The organism is Paenibacillus sp. VTT E-133280 (genome assembly GCF_002264385.1).
Taxonomy (GTDB): domain Bacteria; phylum Bacillota; class Bacilli; order Paenibacillales; family Paenibacillaceae; genus Paenibacillus_AQ; species Paenibacillus_AQ nitricinens.
This window is the reverse complement of the sequence record NZ_NFUX01000053.1, coordinates 1-16596: the sequence shown is the minus strand read 5'-3', so window position 1 is coordinate 16596 and position 16596 is coordinate 1. Positions and strand designations below refer to the sequence as shown.

Sequence of the window (16596 nt, the reverse complement as noted above, 5' to 3'; positions counted from 1 at the left end):
ATGGTTGTAAAATCATCTTAAAGTTAAAACCTTTAAACTTTTGAAATCATTTTGATACTTTCGATAAAGGTGAAACTGACATTCAATGTTCGATTCTCAGTCAGGATGTAGTTTTGGCGAGAAGAGTTAGTCCTTTTTTATTTCCTTAAAAGTTATAACGTTTAAACTATTGAACTTGGAGGCATAGAAGCTTAGATGAACATTCATGATGTAGCCAAAAAGTCGGGGCTCTCTGTAGTGACCGTATCCAGAGTTCTTAACAATTCACCTTCTGTGCGTGAAGGCAATAGGCGGAAAGTGCTGAGTGCTATGGAGGAGTTAAATTATCAGCCCAATTCAGCGGCGCGGAGTCTCGTGCGTGGTAAGACGGGAGTCATCGGTATGTCGATTACCAACTTTAACGACTCCTTCTATGACCGCGTGATTCGCGTGGTGAACCGGAAGCTGGCAGAACAAGGTTACTTCTTGGCCCTGTCGATAGCCGAGAATGAGGATGAAGGCGTTAACTTCCTGTTTCAGAAGGACCGCGTTGACGGGATTATCCTGTTATCTCCGCTTGAGGAAAAAGAATATGTGGAGGAGCTGAAAAGAAAAAGTATTCCGTTTGTCTTGCTGGATAACCAGCTCCAGCATGAGGATGTTCCCAGTGTCGTCGTCGATAACTATCAAGGGGGGTATGAAGCTACCAAGCACTTGATTGGTCTTGGACACACGCAGATCGCCTATATCGGTGGCCCTTCGGTGTTCCTGAGTGTAGCGGAGCGCAAGCGGGGTTATGTACAGGCGCTGGATGAATCGGGGCTAACGCCCTTCGGCACGGAATATTGCGGATTTACAGTAAGTAGCGGTTATGAGGTGGCAAAGAGATGGATTCGTGAAGATAAGCTGCCGACAGCCATTTTTTCCGGAGACGATTTTATTGCTCTCGGTGTTGTTCAAGCCCTGCGTGAGGAAGGAATTCTGGTACCTCAGGATATCTCAGTGGTTGGCTTTGATGATCAGCAGTTCGTAGGTGAATTTTATCCCCGATTGACGACAGTCAGACAACCTGAGGCGCAAATGGGCAGCATTGGTGTTGATTTGCTGATGAAATTAATCAATGGGGAGGTGATGCCTGCTGGTGTAACGAAGCTCGCTCCTCAGCTTCTCGTGCGTGAATCCACCGCATCTGTAAGGTTAACCTAAATATTAGGAGTGAAACGAACTGTGAAGTACTTTTTGGGAGTCGATGCAGGGGGCAGCAAAACTTATGCAATGATTGCAAATGAACAGGGATCGGTCATTGGTGCAGGCAGGGGAGGGAACGGGAATCATCAAAATAATCGTGAGCAGGCGGAGAACAGTTTGCAACAGGCTGTATCGGAAGCGATTCTGGCGTCAGGACTGACAAAGGATCAGTTGGAGTATTCCTGGTTTGGCCTGGCTGGAGCGGATAGAGAATCCGATTTTCAAATTTTACGACCCATCATCAGCAGACTTGGCCTTCCCCGAACTGAGATTTCCTGCGATACCTGGATTGCCTTGCGATCAGGTACAGAGAGTAATTATGGGATCGTGCTGATCTGCGGCTCGGGAGTGAACTGCGCCGGTAAAAATCCGCGAGGCGTTACATATCAATGTGGTGGATTTGGCTATCGGTTCGGTGATTACGGCGGCGGCTATGATCTAAGTATTGAGGTATTCCGTAGCGTTCTTCGGGCAGATGATGGAAGAGAGAAAGAGACTGTCTTAAGCGAACGCTTAATTCATTTGCTGGGCTATTCCAGTGTTTCGGAGTTAAGGGAGGATTACCTGGATCATTCGAGAGACTTGCCTCCCCAGATTGCTGAGCTGCTGTTTCAAGCGGCAGATGAAGGAGACCAGGTTGCCACCCTACTGCTGACCAAGCAAGGGGATGAGCTCGGTTTGGCAGCGGTCTCGACAATCCGCCATTTGGCTATGGAGGAGGATTCCTTTGACATCGTACTTGCAGGCAGCTTATTAACCAAGGGGGATCGCTCAGGCATCATCCGGCGGGCCATTGAACAGAGTGTGAAGCATTCGGCTCCAAATGGCACTTTAAAGATTCTAACCCGGGAACCGGTTGTAGGCGCGGTCGTTCTGGCAATGGAAAGCAGCGGTATGCGTGTGAATCAGGAGGTTCTTGATCGTCTATCACTGGGTAAGGAGGGGCTATTATTATGAAGGAGAATTTGAAGCTCGTTGTCATCGGAGCGGGTTCATCATATACGCCTGAGCTTATTGAAGGCATCATCATGCATCATAAAGAGCTTCCCGTCCGCGAAGTATGGCTGGTGGATATTGAGGCGGGAAGGGAGAAGCTGCATACGATTGCGGAACTAAGCAAGCGTATGATTGCTGAGTCCGGACTGCCAATTACCGTGGACCAGACGCTTGAGCGGAGGGAGGCCATCGCCGGAGCAGACTTTATCTGCACTCAAATCCGGGTAGGTATGCTGGAAGCGCGAAAGTGGGATGAATTAATTCCGCTTCAATACGATGTCATCGGTCAGGAGACGACGGGTCCTGGAGGGATGATGAAAGGCCTACGGACCATTCCGGTCATTCTGGATATTTGCAAGGACATTGAGGAGCTAGCTCCGGATGCCTGGTTGCTGAATTTTACGAATCCGGCTGGTATGGTGACTGAAGCTGTTCACAAATATTCATCGGTAAAAAGCGTAGGCCTGTGCAACTCGCCGATCGGTTTTCAAAAGTGGCTCTCTGAGTTCTTCGGACTTCCTACGGAGAAGATCTACGCGGAGTTTGTCGGCATCAACCATCTGCACTGGGTATCCGATATCGTAATTGACGGTAAAAGCAAGCTACAGGAGCTCATTGATTACCCCCAGAACTACAAGGCGAGCAATGTGCCGTTTGATTCCTGGGACCACCGGTTTCTGAATGCTTTGAAAGCCATCCCTTCTTATTACCTTAGCTATTACTACATGACGGACGCGATGCTTGCGGAACAGAAGGAAGCAGCAGCAACGACCGGATCGCGCGCTGAGGTAGTGAAGAAGGTGGAGGAAGAGTTGTTTGAGCTGTACCGGAACGTAGAGCTTAAGGAGAAGCCAAAGCAACTGGAGCAGCGTGGTGGAGCCTATTACTCGGAGGCGGCAGTGCTGCTGATGCGCTCCATTTATAATGATTCCCGCGATATCCAGACGTTGAATGTAAGGAATAACGGAATGATTGACTTCTTGCCGGACGATGCCTCCATTGAGGTGAACTGTGTGGTAACCAAACAAGGTCCGCTGCCGATTCCGCTGCGCAAAATTCCGCAGCCCGTCAAAGGCCTGCTGGCCGCGGTCAAGCAATACGAGAGCCTCACCATCGAGGCGGCTGTGCACGGAGACCGGGATATGGCCCTGCAGGCTATGGTTCATCATCCGCTCGTGCCCTCGGTCACTGTAGCTGAACAGCTGCTGGATGAAATGCTGGAGAAGAACAAAGCGTTTTTGCCGTTGTTTCACTAGAATCGTCCAGAGGAGGAAAAGCGGATGAACACGGCCGAGAAACCAAGTAGATGGAAGAAATTCACCAGCCAATTGGATTTGCAGTCCATGGTTTGGCCGGGAATTATCTTTGTATTCATTTTTAGCTACATTCCGATGTATGGCGTGGTCATGGCGTTCCAGCAATACGATATTTTTGGCGGCATTATGAAGAGCCCCTGGGTTGGATTTATGCATTTCAGAATGTTCTTCGAGGCACCGGAGTTCTGGAATGTGATGCGAAATACCATTGTGATTAGCTTGCTTAAATTGATTATCTCTTTTCCGGCACCGATTCTTCTTGCACTGATGCTGAATGAGATCGGTAATATGGGCTTTAAACGCGTTATCCAGACCGTCAGCTATTTACCTTATTTCCTGTCTTGGGTTATTGTATCCGGTTTTGTATTTTCGCTATTATCTGTTGATAACGGAACGGTGAACTATGTGCTGGAGCGTTTCAATCTGGTAGGGGAGCCAGTTAACTTCCTGGCATTACCCAAATACTTCTGGTCTATTCTAGTAAGTGTAAATGTGTGGAAGGAGGTCGGATTTGGGAGCATTGTCTATCTGGCCGCGATTGCAGGCATTGATCCGACTTTATATGAAGCCGCTTCCATAGACGGAGCAAGCCGATTTAAGCAAATTCACTTGATTACACTCCCCAGCATTACCCCCATTATCATCATCTTTATGATTCTTGCGATCGGCAGTCTGCTTAGTGCGGGCTTCGAGGACATTTTGCTGCTGGCAACCAATCCAATCCTGCGACCCTACTCCGATGTTATCGACACCTATGTGTACCGTGTTGGGATATTAAATGCCAGATTCTCTTATGCGACAGCGGTAGGGCTTTTCAAAGCGGTAATCAGTGTCATTCTGCTGGTGATGGCCAACAAAATAGCCCGCCGGGCAGATGTTAGTCTCTGGTAGGTACTACTACTCATAGCGAATGCTTCCGATGCAAGTTTTATTGGAATGTATCGACTGTAAGTAATGCTCCATAAACCTTTTAGGAGAGGTGAACAATGAGACTAAGCCTAGGCGACAAAATCATGCAGCGGAGTATTTATATCCTTTTGACGCTGCTGGCGCTATTTATGCTGTACCCATTTTGGAACGCGCTGGTCATTTCCTTTAATCTAGGGAGCGATACGGCGCTCGGCGGTATAACCTTGTTGCCGAGAGCATTTACCCTGGAAAATTATTATATTGTGTTTCAGGATCATCGCCTGCTGAATTCTTTTCTGATCACCATTCTTAGAACGATGAGCGGCACGGCGTTGTCCGTCTTCTTCACGGCCCTGTTAGCTTACGGAATGTCCAAGAAAACATTGCTTTTTCGAAAACAATATATGGTGTTCTTCATGATTACGATGTTCTTCAGTGGAGGGCTCATCCCTAGTTATTTACTGGTTCGCTCTTTGGGTATGCTGGATACCTTTTGGGTTCTGATTATCCCCGGTATCATCAGCGTCTGGAACATGATTGTCATCCGCACCTTCTTCAACGCTTTGCCGGAGGGGCTTGAGGAATCGGCCAAAATCGACGGTTGCAGTAACTACGGCATTTTCTTCCGAATCGTTATTCCCGTCTCCGGTCCGGTGCTGGCCACGATTGCTTTATTTACTGCGGTCGGTTACTGGAACGACTGGTTTACGGGAGCGATCTATATTACGAAGGACGAACTGCTTCCTATACAGACCCTGCTGCGGCAGGTTATGAACTCCAACATTATGACCCAAATTGGCTCATCGAATGCCATCGCGCTGGATCATATGAACCGAAATCGGACGATTACTACGAAGTCACTGACCATGGCTACGATGATGATCGCTACTATTCCGATTATCCTGACGTACCCTTTTCTCCAAAAGTACTTTGTGAAGGGCGTAATGATCGGTTCATTGAAAGAATAGCAGTGTCCATATTATGTAGAAAGAAGGGAAAAGAATGGGCAATCGTATGAAATGGGTATCGCTTCTGCTGACTTCGCTGGTGCTTCTTCTCGCTGCCTGTAGCGGAGGGGGGAATTCTAACACTTCACCAAACACAAGCGAGAAAAATTTGAATACCGAGGTCGCCACTGATGACGGCAGCGGGATCAAGCCTGTCACCTTCAGCTTCTATGGAAACTATGACTGGCTTACGACATCACCATGGGGGGATAATGAGGCGACAAAATGGATTCAGGAGAACCGTAAGGTTACAGTTGAACCGATTCAATCGGGAGGTGCGGCCGGAGAAAAACTCAACACGATGATCGTCGGCGGAGATTTACCGGATGTCATTTTTACTGACCGGGGATCCTCAGTGGAACGGCTGGTGCAGGCAGGGCAACTTGTTGCGCTGGATGATTACTATGACAAGTATCCGAACTTCAAGAAATATGTGAAGGAATCCACCCTGAATTTGCTCCGTTCAGATGACGGGAAAATCTATCAAATCCCGAACTGGTATACCTCCGGGCAATTCGGCAACGGCGGATGGATGGTGAATAAAGATATTTATAATGAGCTCGGCAGACCGGTGCTGGAGACCTTTGATGATTTGTATCAATATTTACGCTTGGTGCAAGAGAAGTATCCCGATGTTGTACCTCTGGAGGTTGGCGAGAAGGGGGCAGGTCTGGAGATTATGTATGGCGGTTTTAAGAAGCATTCTACCAGTAAGTTCATTTCACTCATGGGATACCCGGAAGGCGACAAGCTGTCATCTATCTTGGATGATCCCGCTTACGAGGAGATGGTGCTGTATATCAATAAGCTGTATCGTGAACGGCTGATTACGCAGGATGCACTGCAGCAAACCCAGGATGCGGTCAAAGAAAAGGTCAATACCAGCCGGGTAGCGGTCATGGTCGAATCCAATATCACTACGTATGGAGCCGAGGGACACCGTGCACTGACTGCGAACAATCCGGACAGCGGTTATGAAATTATTTGGCCTATTCATAAAGCCGGACTAGACAAAATGCAAGTGTTTGTAAGCGGTTTCGAGACGCTGGGTTGGAACGTCAGTGTCATTACGAAAAAGGCCAAGGATCCGGAGGCCATCTTCGCTTATTTTGACTGGATTACGGGTCCGGAGGGACAGAAGGTGCTATTCTTCGGTCCTAAAGGCTTGTACTGGGATGAGGAGGATGCAGACGGAGCACCAATTCCGAACGAGAAATACAAGACGACTCCTGCTAACGAGCGTACCGAAACAATGAGAAAATTCGAGGACTTTAACTGGGCGGGAAATACGACCTTTATTGATACGGCGAAAATGAGCTTAGAGGCACTGCTTTCCGCGAACCAGAAATCATGGGAGACAGTGGCGCAGTCCACGGTGACCTGGAAAACCGCGCTGGACATTACGGAATTTGTGAATACCGATCCGCTTCCGGATACGGAGATTGGCATCATCGCACAGAATATCGGGGATATTTATACCCTTGCTTACGCACAAATGGTTCAGGCGAAGTCGGATGAAGAGGTATTGTCGGCACTGGAGACAGCCAAAAAGAACACCCAAAAAGCGGGGCTGGATAAGCTGCTTGAGTTCAGAACCGAAAAATGGCAGGAGAATGTCAAGAAAATCAACGCGACGAAATAAGACTTTTATGAAATCTTATACTTGTGGAGGCGATATTATGGCATTTGCGCTGAGATCGAGATGCATAGCAATGTTAAGCTTCGTATTGGTTTCTTCGATAGCAGGTGGTTCCGTGCCGGCTAAGGCCGATGAGGAGAGTAATCCCCCTTTTGAAACGGAAGTTATTGTACGGACCGTAAACCAGTTTAAGAACACGGCGGATGTCCATAATTTCATCCAGCTGTCCACAAGCTACGGTGTCGATGTCATCAGCATGAACGTGAAGCAGGATGAAGATGATGAGGTTCCGTCTGGAAGTGTATTTTATCAGAGTGATATCGCTCCGATCGCGCAAGGCTACGAGAATTTCGATGCTCTGCAGGCTGTTATTACAGCAGCCCATGCTGCAGGAATCAAGGTTCATGCCTGGATTCCCCAGTTCCATGATCAGCAAGCCTTCCTTGCTCATGATGAATGGCAGATGCAAGCGCTGGTTAACGGGGTTCAGATTCCATTCACAGGTTCTAACGGCAACGAATACTTCGTCAATCCGATTCACCACGAAGTGCAGCTGTATGAGCGTTCCATCATTCAGGAAGTGATCGAGAATTATGCTGTTGACGGTGTTGTGCTAGACTGGATCCGCTTCGACAATTACAACATGGACGTCAGTGATTACACGGTTGCGAAGTATCAGGCACAGTTCGGGTATTCCCCGCTCAGCATTGACTTCGATACGGATTCGCCTCAGCGGGAGCAGTGGAATGAATGGAGAACAGAACAAATTGGACAGTATGTAGGCGATATCCGTGAGGATATTTCTGAATCCACAAATCCGGATGTGCAGCTCGGTGTGTATATTTTGCCGCCGGAATTTACAGAGGTTGGACAGAATGTAGCCAAATTCAAGGATGATATCGACTTTGTCGCACCGATGGCGTACTTTGATGACTGGGAGTTCAATAGTGACTGGGTATACAGCACTTCCTACGGCATCCTGAAGGATACGAGCGACCGGATCAGTGGCAGTGATGTGGAGATTGTAGCCACACTGGATAATGACTGGACTGATGATCAATATCAGGAGATTTACAAGGGAATCCGCGAGAATTATCCGGACGTGAAGCGCCTGTCGTTCTTTGCCTACGGGGCCTGGCCAGAAGATGAATTGGCCAATATCAAGGAACGTGAAACCTGGCCGACGCCAGGCTGGACGCCTCCGGTAGAACAAGACTATCCGGCTCAATTACCAGCTGGATGGAAGGCTCGAAATATCGGTTCCATGCCGGGGAACGTTACCTACAATTCATCCAATAAGCAATTTACACTCAATAGCAGCTCTACGGATATTTGGGGAAATGGAGATCAACTGAATTATATATACCAATCCGCGAGCGGCAATGCGGAGATTATTGTTAAAGTGCAGTCCACTAGCCGATTGGACGGCTGGGCCAAGGCCGGCATTATGATTCGGGAGTCGTTGGGTCATAATTCGAAGCACGCAGATATGATGCTTACCCCCGAGAATGGGGCAACCTTCCAGTATCGTGCAGAGACCGCGGGCAATATGGTCGACCATACTGCGGCTGCCTCGGCTCCAAGATGGCTAAAGCTGACCAGAAGCGGAAATACCTTCAAAGGGGCTATTTCGGCGAACGGGAATAACTGGCAAACAGTTGGAACTGTTCAAATCCCGATGAATCGCAAGGTGTATATTGGCATAGCGCTCAGCAATCCGGGGGATGATTCGAGGAATAAGGCCGTATTTGGAAATGTGAAAATTACGGATTAAGTCTAATGCAATAGCTTGGGGAGCTGAAAATATAGCTGGCCACGTCTTCAGAAGTGACGCGTTTAGGCCTTCTTCACCTTTAGGGGGGAAGGTTTTTTGTTGTATATGCATGTTTGCTAAAAGAACATTCAATTGATAATCATTCTCAATACATATATAATTAATCCAAAGTAAGGGGAAGTAGGGATGAGCATGAAGCGTAACGATGGTCTGATTGAAGCAGAAACGATTGATGCCCATAAGACGCTTAGATGCGAAGGGTTTAATATTACTTACCAGTTGGACGGAAGCCACTTTGAGATAAAACCACCGGTCGAGCTAGGGGAGGGCAGCTGCCGGAGCCTGCTTACTCAGCGTTATCTTCAGATGACGGATTTTGATCTCCAATTTAATCGGGATATCGAAGCGAAGGGCGAGTTTAGAACACCTCGTACGGAGCTGATATTCTGTATGGGACATGGAATTGAATGGGGGACCTCGCTGAAGCAGGACTACTTTGCCATAGATACAGGAGAAAGTGTGCTGCTTCACGGCGGAGTAAGAAGTGAAAATTGTATATACCTTAGCGGAGCGGGCTACAGATTCCTCAGCATAGATATGAGTCCGGCACAATTTGAGCGGATGACCAGCGGACTGACCGAGGATACACGGCTCCAAGCCGGAGGAGGAGCTGGGTTGTTTTTTGGCAAAAACGCTATCACACCATCTATCCGACTTATTCTGTCTCAAATTGCGGACTGTTCCTATAGTCAGGGTATGCGGGAACTCTATCTGGAGGGGAAAATGCTGGAGCTAATGGCTGTCTATCTCAATGAATCTTTATTTGAAGCTGATCGGATTTCCCACACAGTCAAGCTATCTAGAGATGATATGGAGAGCCTGCGGCTAGCCAAGGAAATTCTGCAGCGTGATTATTTACATCCACCGACACTAGCAGGGCTCTCTCGCATTATTTGCCTCAATGAGTTCAAATTGAAGAAGGGCTTTAAGGAAATGTTCGGTTATACTGTCCATGCCTATGTGATCGAACAACGGATGCAAAGGGCACAGCAGCTGCTAGAACATGGAAATATGACGGTAAGTGAAGCAGCATCCAGAGTCGGATACGTGAATGTCAGCCATTTCTCAGCAGCCTTTCGTAAAAAATTCGGTGTGCGTCCTGGAGCATATCTGATCAGTGGTAGACAGCGTTCTTTAGGAACAAGGATGTAAGCTCACATCGAAAACAGATGCTCCTGATTTGGTTGATTATAATCCCGGAAACGGTAGCAACCATGAAGAGCGTTCCTTTACACTAGTGCACAGAGAATCATTCTCAGTGCACTTTTTTGTGCGTAATTATAAAGAGTGGGGGAACAACTGTGAGTAAAACCAAAACTGGCATGTCGAGACTGCTAGAGATTGCCGGAGAGAAGCGGGGCTTGCTGATCCTATCTGGCATATTGTCATCTGTCAGCGCCGTGTTAATGCTGGTACCATTTTTGTCTGTTTATTTCATCTTGGCTGAGCTACTGCGGCATGCCGCGTCTCCTGGACAGGTTGACGGTGATGCAATGATCCGCTGGGGATGGATTGCACTTGGCGGATTGATCGGAGGGTTGGTGACCTCATATTGCGGTATTATGTGTTCGCATATTGCGGCTTTTCGTATTCAGTATAATCTGCGTGTGCGAATGACTGAACATCTAGGCAGACTGCCGCTCGGCTTCCTGAATGGAACTTCGACCGGCGCAGTGAAGAAGACGCTGGAACAGAATGTCGACAAGGTGGAAAATTTCGTAGCGCATCAGCTCCCTGATCTGGTCAGCGCGCTGGCGTCCACGGTGCTTATGATTGTGGCGATGTTCTGGCTGAGTCCGCCGTTAGCTGTTGCCTGTCTTCTACCGATCCTAATAGGAATGGTTGTGCAGTCAGCACTTATGATGAGTAGTAAGGGGAAAACTAGTGTGAAGCAGTATCATGATTCTTTGGAGCAGATCAATGCTTCAGCAGTGCAGTATGTGCGGGGGATGCCAGCGGTGAAGGTGTTCGGGCAGACGGTGCATTCCTTCCGAAGGTTCTACAGTGATATGACCAGATACCGTGATTATTGTCTGGAGTTTACGGACCGTTATCAGTCAGGCTATATTCTGTTCAAAACATTGCTGGCCTCCTCATTTACCTTTATTTTACCGGTGGGTGTCTTTATGCTAAGCGGCCAGCCGAATTCCATGTCCTTTGCGCTTGTGTTGCTGTTCTTTCTAATTATGGCACCAGGCGTATCTTCTCCGCTCTATAAGCTACTTATGCTGGCTTCGAGCACTCGGGATATCGGCGAAGGTGTAGAGCGGATGGATCGTCTTTTGGCACAGCAGCCTGTACCAGAAATAGCAAAGCCGTTGTCACCGCAAGCTTTCGACGTTGAATTTATGGATGTAACCTTCTCCTACAGTGAAGAAGAGGGGGCTGCGGCTGCGCTCAGCGAGGTCTCCTTCCGGGCAGAACAAGGGAAGGTTACAGCGCTGGTTGGACCGTCAGGTTCAGGTAAATCGACGGTGGCCAGCTTGGTGCCGCGGTTCTGGGACCCGCAAGAGGGTGCGATCCGTATCGGTGGAGTGGATATCCGCCATATGGCGATTCATGAACTGATGAATACAGTTGCCTTTGTATTTCAGGAGACCTTCCTGTTCTATGACACTTTGTATGAGAATATTGCCGTCGGTAAACCGGGAGCAACGCTGGAGGAAGTTCAGGCTGCAGCCAGAGCGGCACAATGCGACGAGTTCATCTCTCGGCTTCCGCAGGGGTACGATACGTTAATCGGTGAAGGTGGTGTCTATCTCTCCGGCGGTGAAGAGCAGCGTATTGCGGTAGCCCGGGCTATCCTTAAAAATGCTCCGGTACTTGTGCTCGATGAAGCAACTGCTTTTGCCGACCCGGAAAATGAGCATCACATGCAGCTGGCACTAACGGAGCTTATGCGCGGGAAGACGGTTATTGTCATTGCTCACAGACTCTCCTCTATTCGTGAAGCCGCACAAATTCTGGTACTGCGAGATGGGCAAATCGTGGAGCGTGGAGATCACGATAGTTTGATTGATCGCGATGGACTTTACACTCAAATGTGGCATGTCTACAGTGACGCCGGAGATTGGCATTTGGAAAAAAGGGGGGAACAGCTATGAAGGTATTGCACAATATTACTGCTGGCAAACCACAGCAGCTGCTGAAGCCTGTATTTTTTTCCTTACTGGCTAACTTAGTCAGTGTGCTTCCGTATGCGCTAGTGATTGAGGCGGTGCGGTTGATTTTTGCTCCTTATATTACGGTGGGTGCAGAGCTTCAGATAGAACGGCTTTGGTGGATTTGCGCGGGACTAGCTGCTGTCATGGTACTGATGTTCCTGAGCGAGATTCCCGCTTACCGCACTGCATACCGCGGGGCTTACAATGTTGCGGCACAGGGACGGGCGGAATTAGCAGAACATCTGCGTAAGCTTCCGCTAGGCTACCTGACTCGCCGGGATCCCGGTGATTTGGCGAATATGATGATGGGCGATTTCACGCTGGTTGAGACAGGCATTTCACATCTGCTGCCACAGCTTGCAGGGGCTTTTGTACTGCCGATATTTGCACTTGCAGGTTTACTATTCCTCGACTGGCGGATGGCGCTTTCCATGTTCGTGGCGCTGCCGGTTGCCCTTCTGATCATGTATCTATCGGGCAAGCTGCGGCGGAGACTCGGAGCGGATCATATGAAGGCCAAGCTGAACGCTGCGAACCGATTGCAAGAATACTTGAACGGCATACGGGTGATGAAAGCCTATAACCTGACGGGAGAACGATTTGTCCGTCTGGATAGCTCTTTTAGAACTTTGATGAAGGAAAGTGTGAAGCTTGAAGGGATATTCGGACCGGTCATTCTAACGGCTATGGCTCTTCTTCGTGCGGGTCTGACCTTAATGGTATACGTTGGTGTTCATCTATTGTTAGGCGGGGAGCTCGGTATTCTGCAACTGGCGGTATTTCTTATTGTCGGCACACGCATCTATGATCCACTGACGACGGCGCTCGCCAACTATGCCGAATTCCGGTACAACGAACAAGCGGGTGAACGTATCGTAGACCTGCTTCGCCAGCCGGTCATGACGGGGACTACAGCTCCGCTTTCCGAGAGCAGTACTATTCGCTTTGACAATGTTACCTTCGGTTATGGAGGTGAGCCTGTTCTCAAACAATTAAGCATAGAGATGCCGCAAGGCTCATTAACTGCAATTGTGGGTCCCTCCGGCAGCGGAAAGAGTACAGTGCTGCGCCTGATCTCGCGTTTCTATGATCCTGACGAAGGAAGTGTTCTGCTAGGCGGACGCAATATTAAAGATATTGATCCAGAACATTTGCTAGGGTCTGTGTCGGTTGTGTTTCAGGATGTGTACCTGTTCCAAGACACCATTGGAAACAACATTGCTTTTGGGCGGCCGGGCGCGTCGCAGCAGGATATTCAACAAGCAGCAGAAATGGCCCATTGCCATCATTTCATCATGAAATTACCGCTTGGTTATGACACGCCGGTAGGCGAGGGTGGCAGTACGCTTTCCGGAGGGGAGAAGCAGCGGATCTCCATTGCTCGCGCGATTCTTAAGAATGCTCCAATTGTATTACTAGATGAAGCTACTGCATCGCTTGACCCGCAGAATGAAGCCGAGATACAGAAGGGAATTGATACGCTGATTACGGGCAGAACTGTTATTGTTATCGCGCATCGGCTGAAAACTATACGAGGTGCAGACAACATTATTGTGCTGGAAGATGGCCGGCTGGTCGAGCAGGGACGACATGAAGCCCTACTGTTGCGCGGCGGACTGTACGACCGGCTTTGGAAGCTACAACAGCAATCCGTCGGATTCCGCATCACATCTTAGGCAATACTCGGCACATTTTAGGAGGAAAACGTATGGCTATAACAAAGGATGAATCCGCTTGGCCGATTATAAGCCTTAGTTTGGGGGAGGCGTTTGATCAGGTGACCGTAGAAGAATATATCGCTTATTGGGAAGAGCTGCTCGCGCGCCGATCTGCCTTCGGTCTGCTGATGGTGCATTCTGCTGAGAAAAACACACGTCCAGAGCGTGCGGTCACACAGCTGTATATGAACTGGTGCAACATGAACAAGCGGGAAATCGCCCAATATTGTTCAGGCATCGCGGTCGTAATGCAGAATGCTAAGTTGCTTGCTGTCTACAAGCCAGTTACAGCGTTGTCCACTAAAAGAACCTACGGCTGCTCCGGAGGCGCTTTCTCCGGAGAGGCTGAGCATAAGGTGGCTGGAGGAGCAATTGGCTAAGGCACCTTCGGGTACGAAAAGCTAATATAGCTGCCCATAATTTTGGGGTACACATTTAAGCTTTCTTCACCCTTTTGGGTGGGGAAGGCTTTTTTTATCTAGAAAGATAAGAATCCGCCAACCCCTCACAACCAACGTGTCAGAGTAAGCTTTTATATAGACCATTCTCTAGTCCTATGGAATATCCTACCCTTCAATTCCCTAATCCTAGTTTAGATTGGAATAAGTGGTTTAATAAACCTGTAGATGAACACTGCCAATGGTTATTTCAAGTGGTCGAAGAGATGATGGAATTCTTTATTATTGACTTGCTGAAGTTACCTGATGTCAAACCAATCCTAATAGATTTAGGAATAATGCCTGAATTTATATTACCGTTTATCCCGGAAGAGAGAATGATATGTTTTTATACATCCGATGCGGAGATTGAGAAACACAGTAATAAATCTATGATTAAGTTCTCCAATGAAATAAAGAACGCTTGCACTAAGCTGGGCATCAAAACCATAGAAAGAACACCAAACATGAGCGTAGAAGAACAATTTAGGTTAGTTTGTGAACATTTTAAAATGTAAGGATGACCGAAAGGTATACCTACTCAAAGAAACCATTCCTTTGTCAGGGATGGTTTCTTCATAACTAGAAAAGTACACAGGTGTGCCCGTATAATAAATAGGAGCAAGTAATTGGCAGTAGACTGATGATGAGGGGAGAGAAGACATGTTTTTCTTTAAGAAAAATAAAGGCATCACAAAAGAGGAGCTGCATGCCCTGGTTGAAGGCTTGGAGCAGGCTTATATGGATAAGGATGAAGAAGGTTTGAGCAAAAGATTTCATCCAGATAAGAGGGGAATGTCCTTTTTAAATCACTTTCAATTAATGATGACATTTCAAATCTATAATATAAAATCTGAAATTCTTGAATTTGAATTGCTGTCAATGGATGCCACTAAAGCAGTCTTTACATACACTCGGAAGCACATTCATACCTGTATCAACCCCGCCGATGAACGTGAGGAAAAAAGAAATCAAATTATCAGTTATTTCGTTGAGGCTGTGAAGGAGAATGGTTCAATTTGGATTACGAGGTACAGCCCTTATAGCACGATTTTTGTAGATAAGAAGGGTGATTTCCTTAGTGGTGTGGATGCTGTCATTCCTCCTGGAGAAGAGATCAATTCAGGCATTGCGCGATTCATCCCTTATTTTCAGCTTGACAGCTATGTACCTGCAACATTCCATGTCTACAGTAACAGTCAATTTATCGGATATTATCCGCTAGGAGAATACCATCGGTACGAACCTTCGCATACGTTCACGATTAATTATTTTGATGAAATAGCAGCGTCTTCTGTAGAGAAGCATACAGCGGACTATATCTCCCAAGAAACCTTGTTGACTGCTCAAGTACTGCATCAGACTGTTAATAGCTCTATAGTGGAGACGCAGTTGATGAACAATAATGTATTAGAGCATGAACTTGTTACCAGCCTGCTTACGAAGGATGGGTTCTATATGATTAGATTTCTGTATGACAAAGGGAAGCCGATCCCGCCAGAGGAGCGAGAAAAGTGGAAGCGCGAGATGGTCACTTTAATAGAAAAAGAGCACAGCAGTTAACACAGAAACTTGCCGTTACAGACAGCACGCGAACCGTATCCTAAGTAACGATAAGTTTTTTTGGTAATAATGAGAGAAAAGGAGAGATGAAAATGTCCTATATCGTTGAATTCAAAAATGTGTCTACGGTTGGGTTAGAATCTTCACCTGTAGTAGATGCACTTGCTGGTCTGCGTGCTAATGAGGCCCGTTACTTTATGAACAAATACAAACATGAGTTTACGGTTGTACAAGCCAGTGAAAGTCAGGAGACCCTTGATTATGTGAACCGAATTTTAAAAGAAGAACGTGATATTGAGTTTGCGGCCAAACCTTTAGAAACGTCGCGTTTTCAAGTGGGAAATATTAAATTTGCTTATGTCTTTTATGAGGATGGTCTTGCAGTCAACGTTATGTATACGGTGGATGACCCTAAGAAGCGGGCTGTTGGTTTTAAGCTTTCTGAGGGGATGGAGATCCCAAAGGAGCTAGAAGAGAAGTTTAAGTTTGCTAGGCAGAAGTCCAAGCTAGCCGGAACAATTCGGGGTTCGTTTTTTGTAATTAAAGGAGAGTATTAAGGTTAGCAAAATTGCAGCTTAATCAATGAGAGGGCCATCCTGTAAAAGGATGGCCCTAAATCTTGCCGGTATAAATAATTTGCTTAGGTTATCTATGGGATTGGACTCTCATTTAAGAGGCCGAATTTATTATATAGAGCAACGAAAACTGGAGTAGCGTGCCTACTTAACAATTATTTTGCATGAGTGGCTGAGATGCTGGAATGTACGGTATAAATCCCGTAGAAAA

Annotated in this window: 14 protein-coding genes; all 14 read left to right on the top strand. The window is 47.4% G+C overall.

From position 1 onward, the window contains the following. Positions 1-195 precede the first annotated feature (195 nt). The 14 genes from CA600_RS21060 to CA600_RS20995 all read left to right on the top strand — a co-directional run bounded on the left by CA600_RS21060 (position 196) and on the right by CA600_RS20995 (position 16367). On the top strand, positions 196-1185 hold the full coding sequence (locus tag CA600_RS21060; protein WP_094872622.1) for a LacI family DNA-binding transcriptional regulator: 990 nt from the start codon (positions 196-198) through the stop codon (positions 1183-1185). Between the two features lie 21 nt (positions 1186-1206). Continuing rightward, on the top strand, positions 1207-2184 hold the full coding sequence (locus CA600_RS21055) for an N-acetylglucosamine kinase (RefSeq protein WP_094872621.1): 978 nt from the start codon (positions 1207-1209) through the stop codon (positions 2182-2184). Next, a complete protein-coding gene (locus tag CA600_RS21050) occupies positions 2181-3479 on the top strand; it encodes a 6-phospho-beta-glucosidase (RefSeq protein ID WP_094872619.1) in 1299 nt (432 codons plus the stop codon). The genes CA600_RS21055 and CA600_RS21050 overlap by 4 nt, the downstream gene beginning before the upstream one ends. A gap of 24 nt (positions 3480-3503) precedes the next feature. After that, entirely contained in the window at positions 3504-4430 is a 927-nt protein-coding gene (locus tag CA600_RS21045) for an ABC transporter permease (protein WP_042191444.1), read from the top strand. A 95-nt stretch (positions 4431-4525) separates the two neighbouring features. Continuing rightward, positions 4526-5416 carry a carbohydrate ABC transporter permease gene (locus CA600_RS21040; RefSeq protein WP_094872618.1) on the top strand — a complete coding sequence of 297 codons (891 nt, stop codon included), beginning with the start codon at positions 4526-4528 and terminating at the stop codon, positions 5414-5416. Positions 5417-5450: 34 nt separating this feature from the next. Then, a complete protein-coding gene (locus CA600_RS21035) occupies positions 5451-7097 on the top strand; it encodes an extracellular solute-binding protein (RefSeq protein WP_094872616.1) in 1647 nt (548 codons plus the stop codon). Between the two features lie 37 nt (positions 7098-7134). Continuing rightward, positions 7135-8868, top strand: coding sequence for a family 10 glycosylhydrolase (locus tag CA600_RS21030; RefSeq protein ID WP_179281688.1), 1734 nt, complete (start codon positions 7135-7137; stop codon positions 8866-8868). Positions 8869-9054: 186 nt separating this feature from the next. Continuing rightward, positions 9055-10080, top strand: coding sequence for a helix-turn-helix transcriptional regulator (locus CA600_RS21025; RefSeq protein WP_094872613.1), 1026 nt, complete (start codon positions 9055-9057; stop codon positions 10078-10080). Positions 10081-10250: 170 nt separating this feature from the next. After that, positions 10251-12032, top strand: a complete 1782-nt coding sequence (locus tag CA600_RS21020; RefSeq protein WP_094872672.1) for an ABC transporter ATP-binding protein — start codon at positions 10251-10253, stop codon at positions 12030-12032. Next, on the top strand, positions 12029-13768 hold the full coding sequence (locus CA600_RS21015; RefSeq protein ID WP_094872611.1) for an ABC transporter ATP-binding protein: 1740 nt from the start codon (positions 12029-12031) through the stop codon (positions 13766-13768). Before CA600_RS21020 ends, CA600_RS21015 begins: the two co-directional genes overlap by 4 nt. A gap of 32 nt (positions 13769-13800) precedes the next feature. After that, a complete protein-coding gene (locus CA600_RS21010) occupies positions 13801-14190 on the top strand; it encodes a hypothetical protein (protein WP_094872609.1) in 390 nt (129 codons plus the stop codon). A 284-nt stretch (positions 14191-14474) separates the two neighbouring features. Next, positions 14475-14765, top strand: coding sequence for a hypothetical protein (locus tag CA600_RS21005; protein WP_094872608.1), 291 nt, complete (start codon positions 14475-14477; stop codon positions 14763-14765). 145 nt (positions 14766-14910) lie between these two features. After that, a complete protein-coding gene (locus tag CA600_RS21000) occupies positions 14911-15810 on the top strand; it encodes a hypothetical protein (RefSeq protein WP_094872606.1) in 900 nt (299 codons plus the stop codon). Positions 15811-15902: 92 nt separating this feature from the next. Then, complete coding sequence (locus CA600_RS20995) at positions 15903-16367, top strand: phage tail protein (RefSeq protein WP_094872605.1); 465 nt, start codon at positions 15903-15905, stop codon at positions 16365-16367. Positions 16368-16596 lie beyond the last annotated feature (229 nt).

Coding starts and splice junctions, on each gene's coding strand:
- CA600_RS21010 (WP_094872609.1), top strand. CDS start 13,801: ATGGCTATAACAAAGGATGAATCCGCTTGGCCGATTATAAGCCTTAGT.
- CA600_RS20995 (WP_094872605.1), top strand. CDS start 15,903: ATGTCCTATATCGTTGAATTCAAAAATGTGTCTACGGTTGGGTTAGAA.
- CA600_RS21045 (WP_042191444.1), top strand. CDS start 3,504: ATGAACACGGCCGAGAAACCAAGTAGATGGAAGAAATTCACCAGCCAA.
- CA600_RS21020 (WP_094872672.1), top strand. CDS start 10,251: ATGTCGAGACTGCTAGAGATTGCCGGAGAGAAGCGGGGCTTGCTGATC.
- CA600_RS21005 (WP_094872608.1), top strand. CDS start 14,475: ATGATGGAATTCTTTATTATTGACTTGCTGAAGTTACCTGATGTCAAA.
- CA600_RS21000 (WP_094872606.1), top strand. CDS start 14,911: ATGTTTTTCTTTAAGAAAAATAAAGGCATCACAAAAGAGGAGCTGCAT.
- CA600_RS21040 (WP_094872618.1), top strand. CDS start 4,526: ATGAGACTAAGCCTAGGCGACAAAATCATGCAGCGGAGTATTTATATC.
- CA600_RS21050 (WP_094872619.1), top strand. CDS start 2,181: ATGAAGGAGAATTTGAAGCTCGTTGTCATCGGAGCGGGTTCATCATAT.
- CA600_RS21035 (WP_094872616.1), top strand. CDS start 5,451: ATGGGCAATCGTATGAAATGGGTATCGCTTCTGCTGACTTCGCTGGTG.
- CA600_RS21015 (WP_094872611.1), top strand. CDS start 12,029: ATGAAGGTATTGCACAATATTACTGCTGGCAAACCACAGCAGCTGCTG.
- CA600_RS21060 (WP_094872622.1), top strand. CDS start 196: ATGAACATTCATGATGTAGCCAAAAAGTCGGGGCTCTCTGTAGTGACC.
- CA600_RS21025 (WP_094872613.1), top strand. CDS start 9,055: ATGAGCATGAAGCGTAACGATGGTCTGATTGAAGCAGAAACGATTGAT.
- CA600_RS21030 (WP_179281688.1), top strand. CDS start 7,135: ATGGCATTTGCGCTGAGATCGAGATGCATAGCAATGTTAAGCTTCGTA.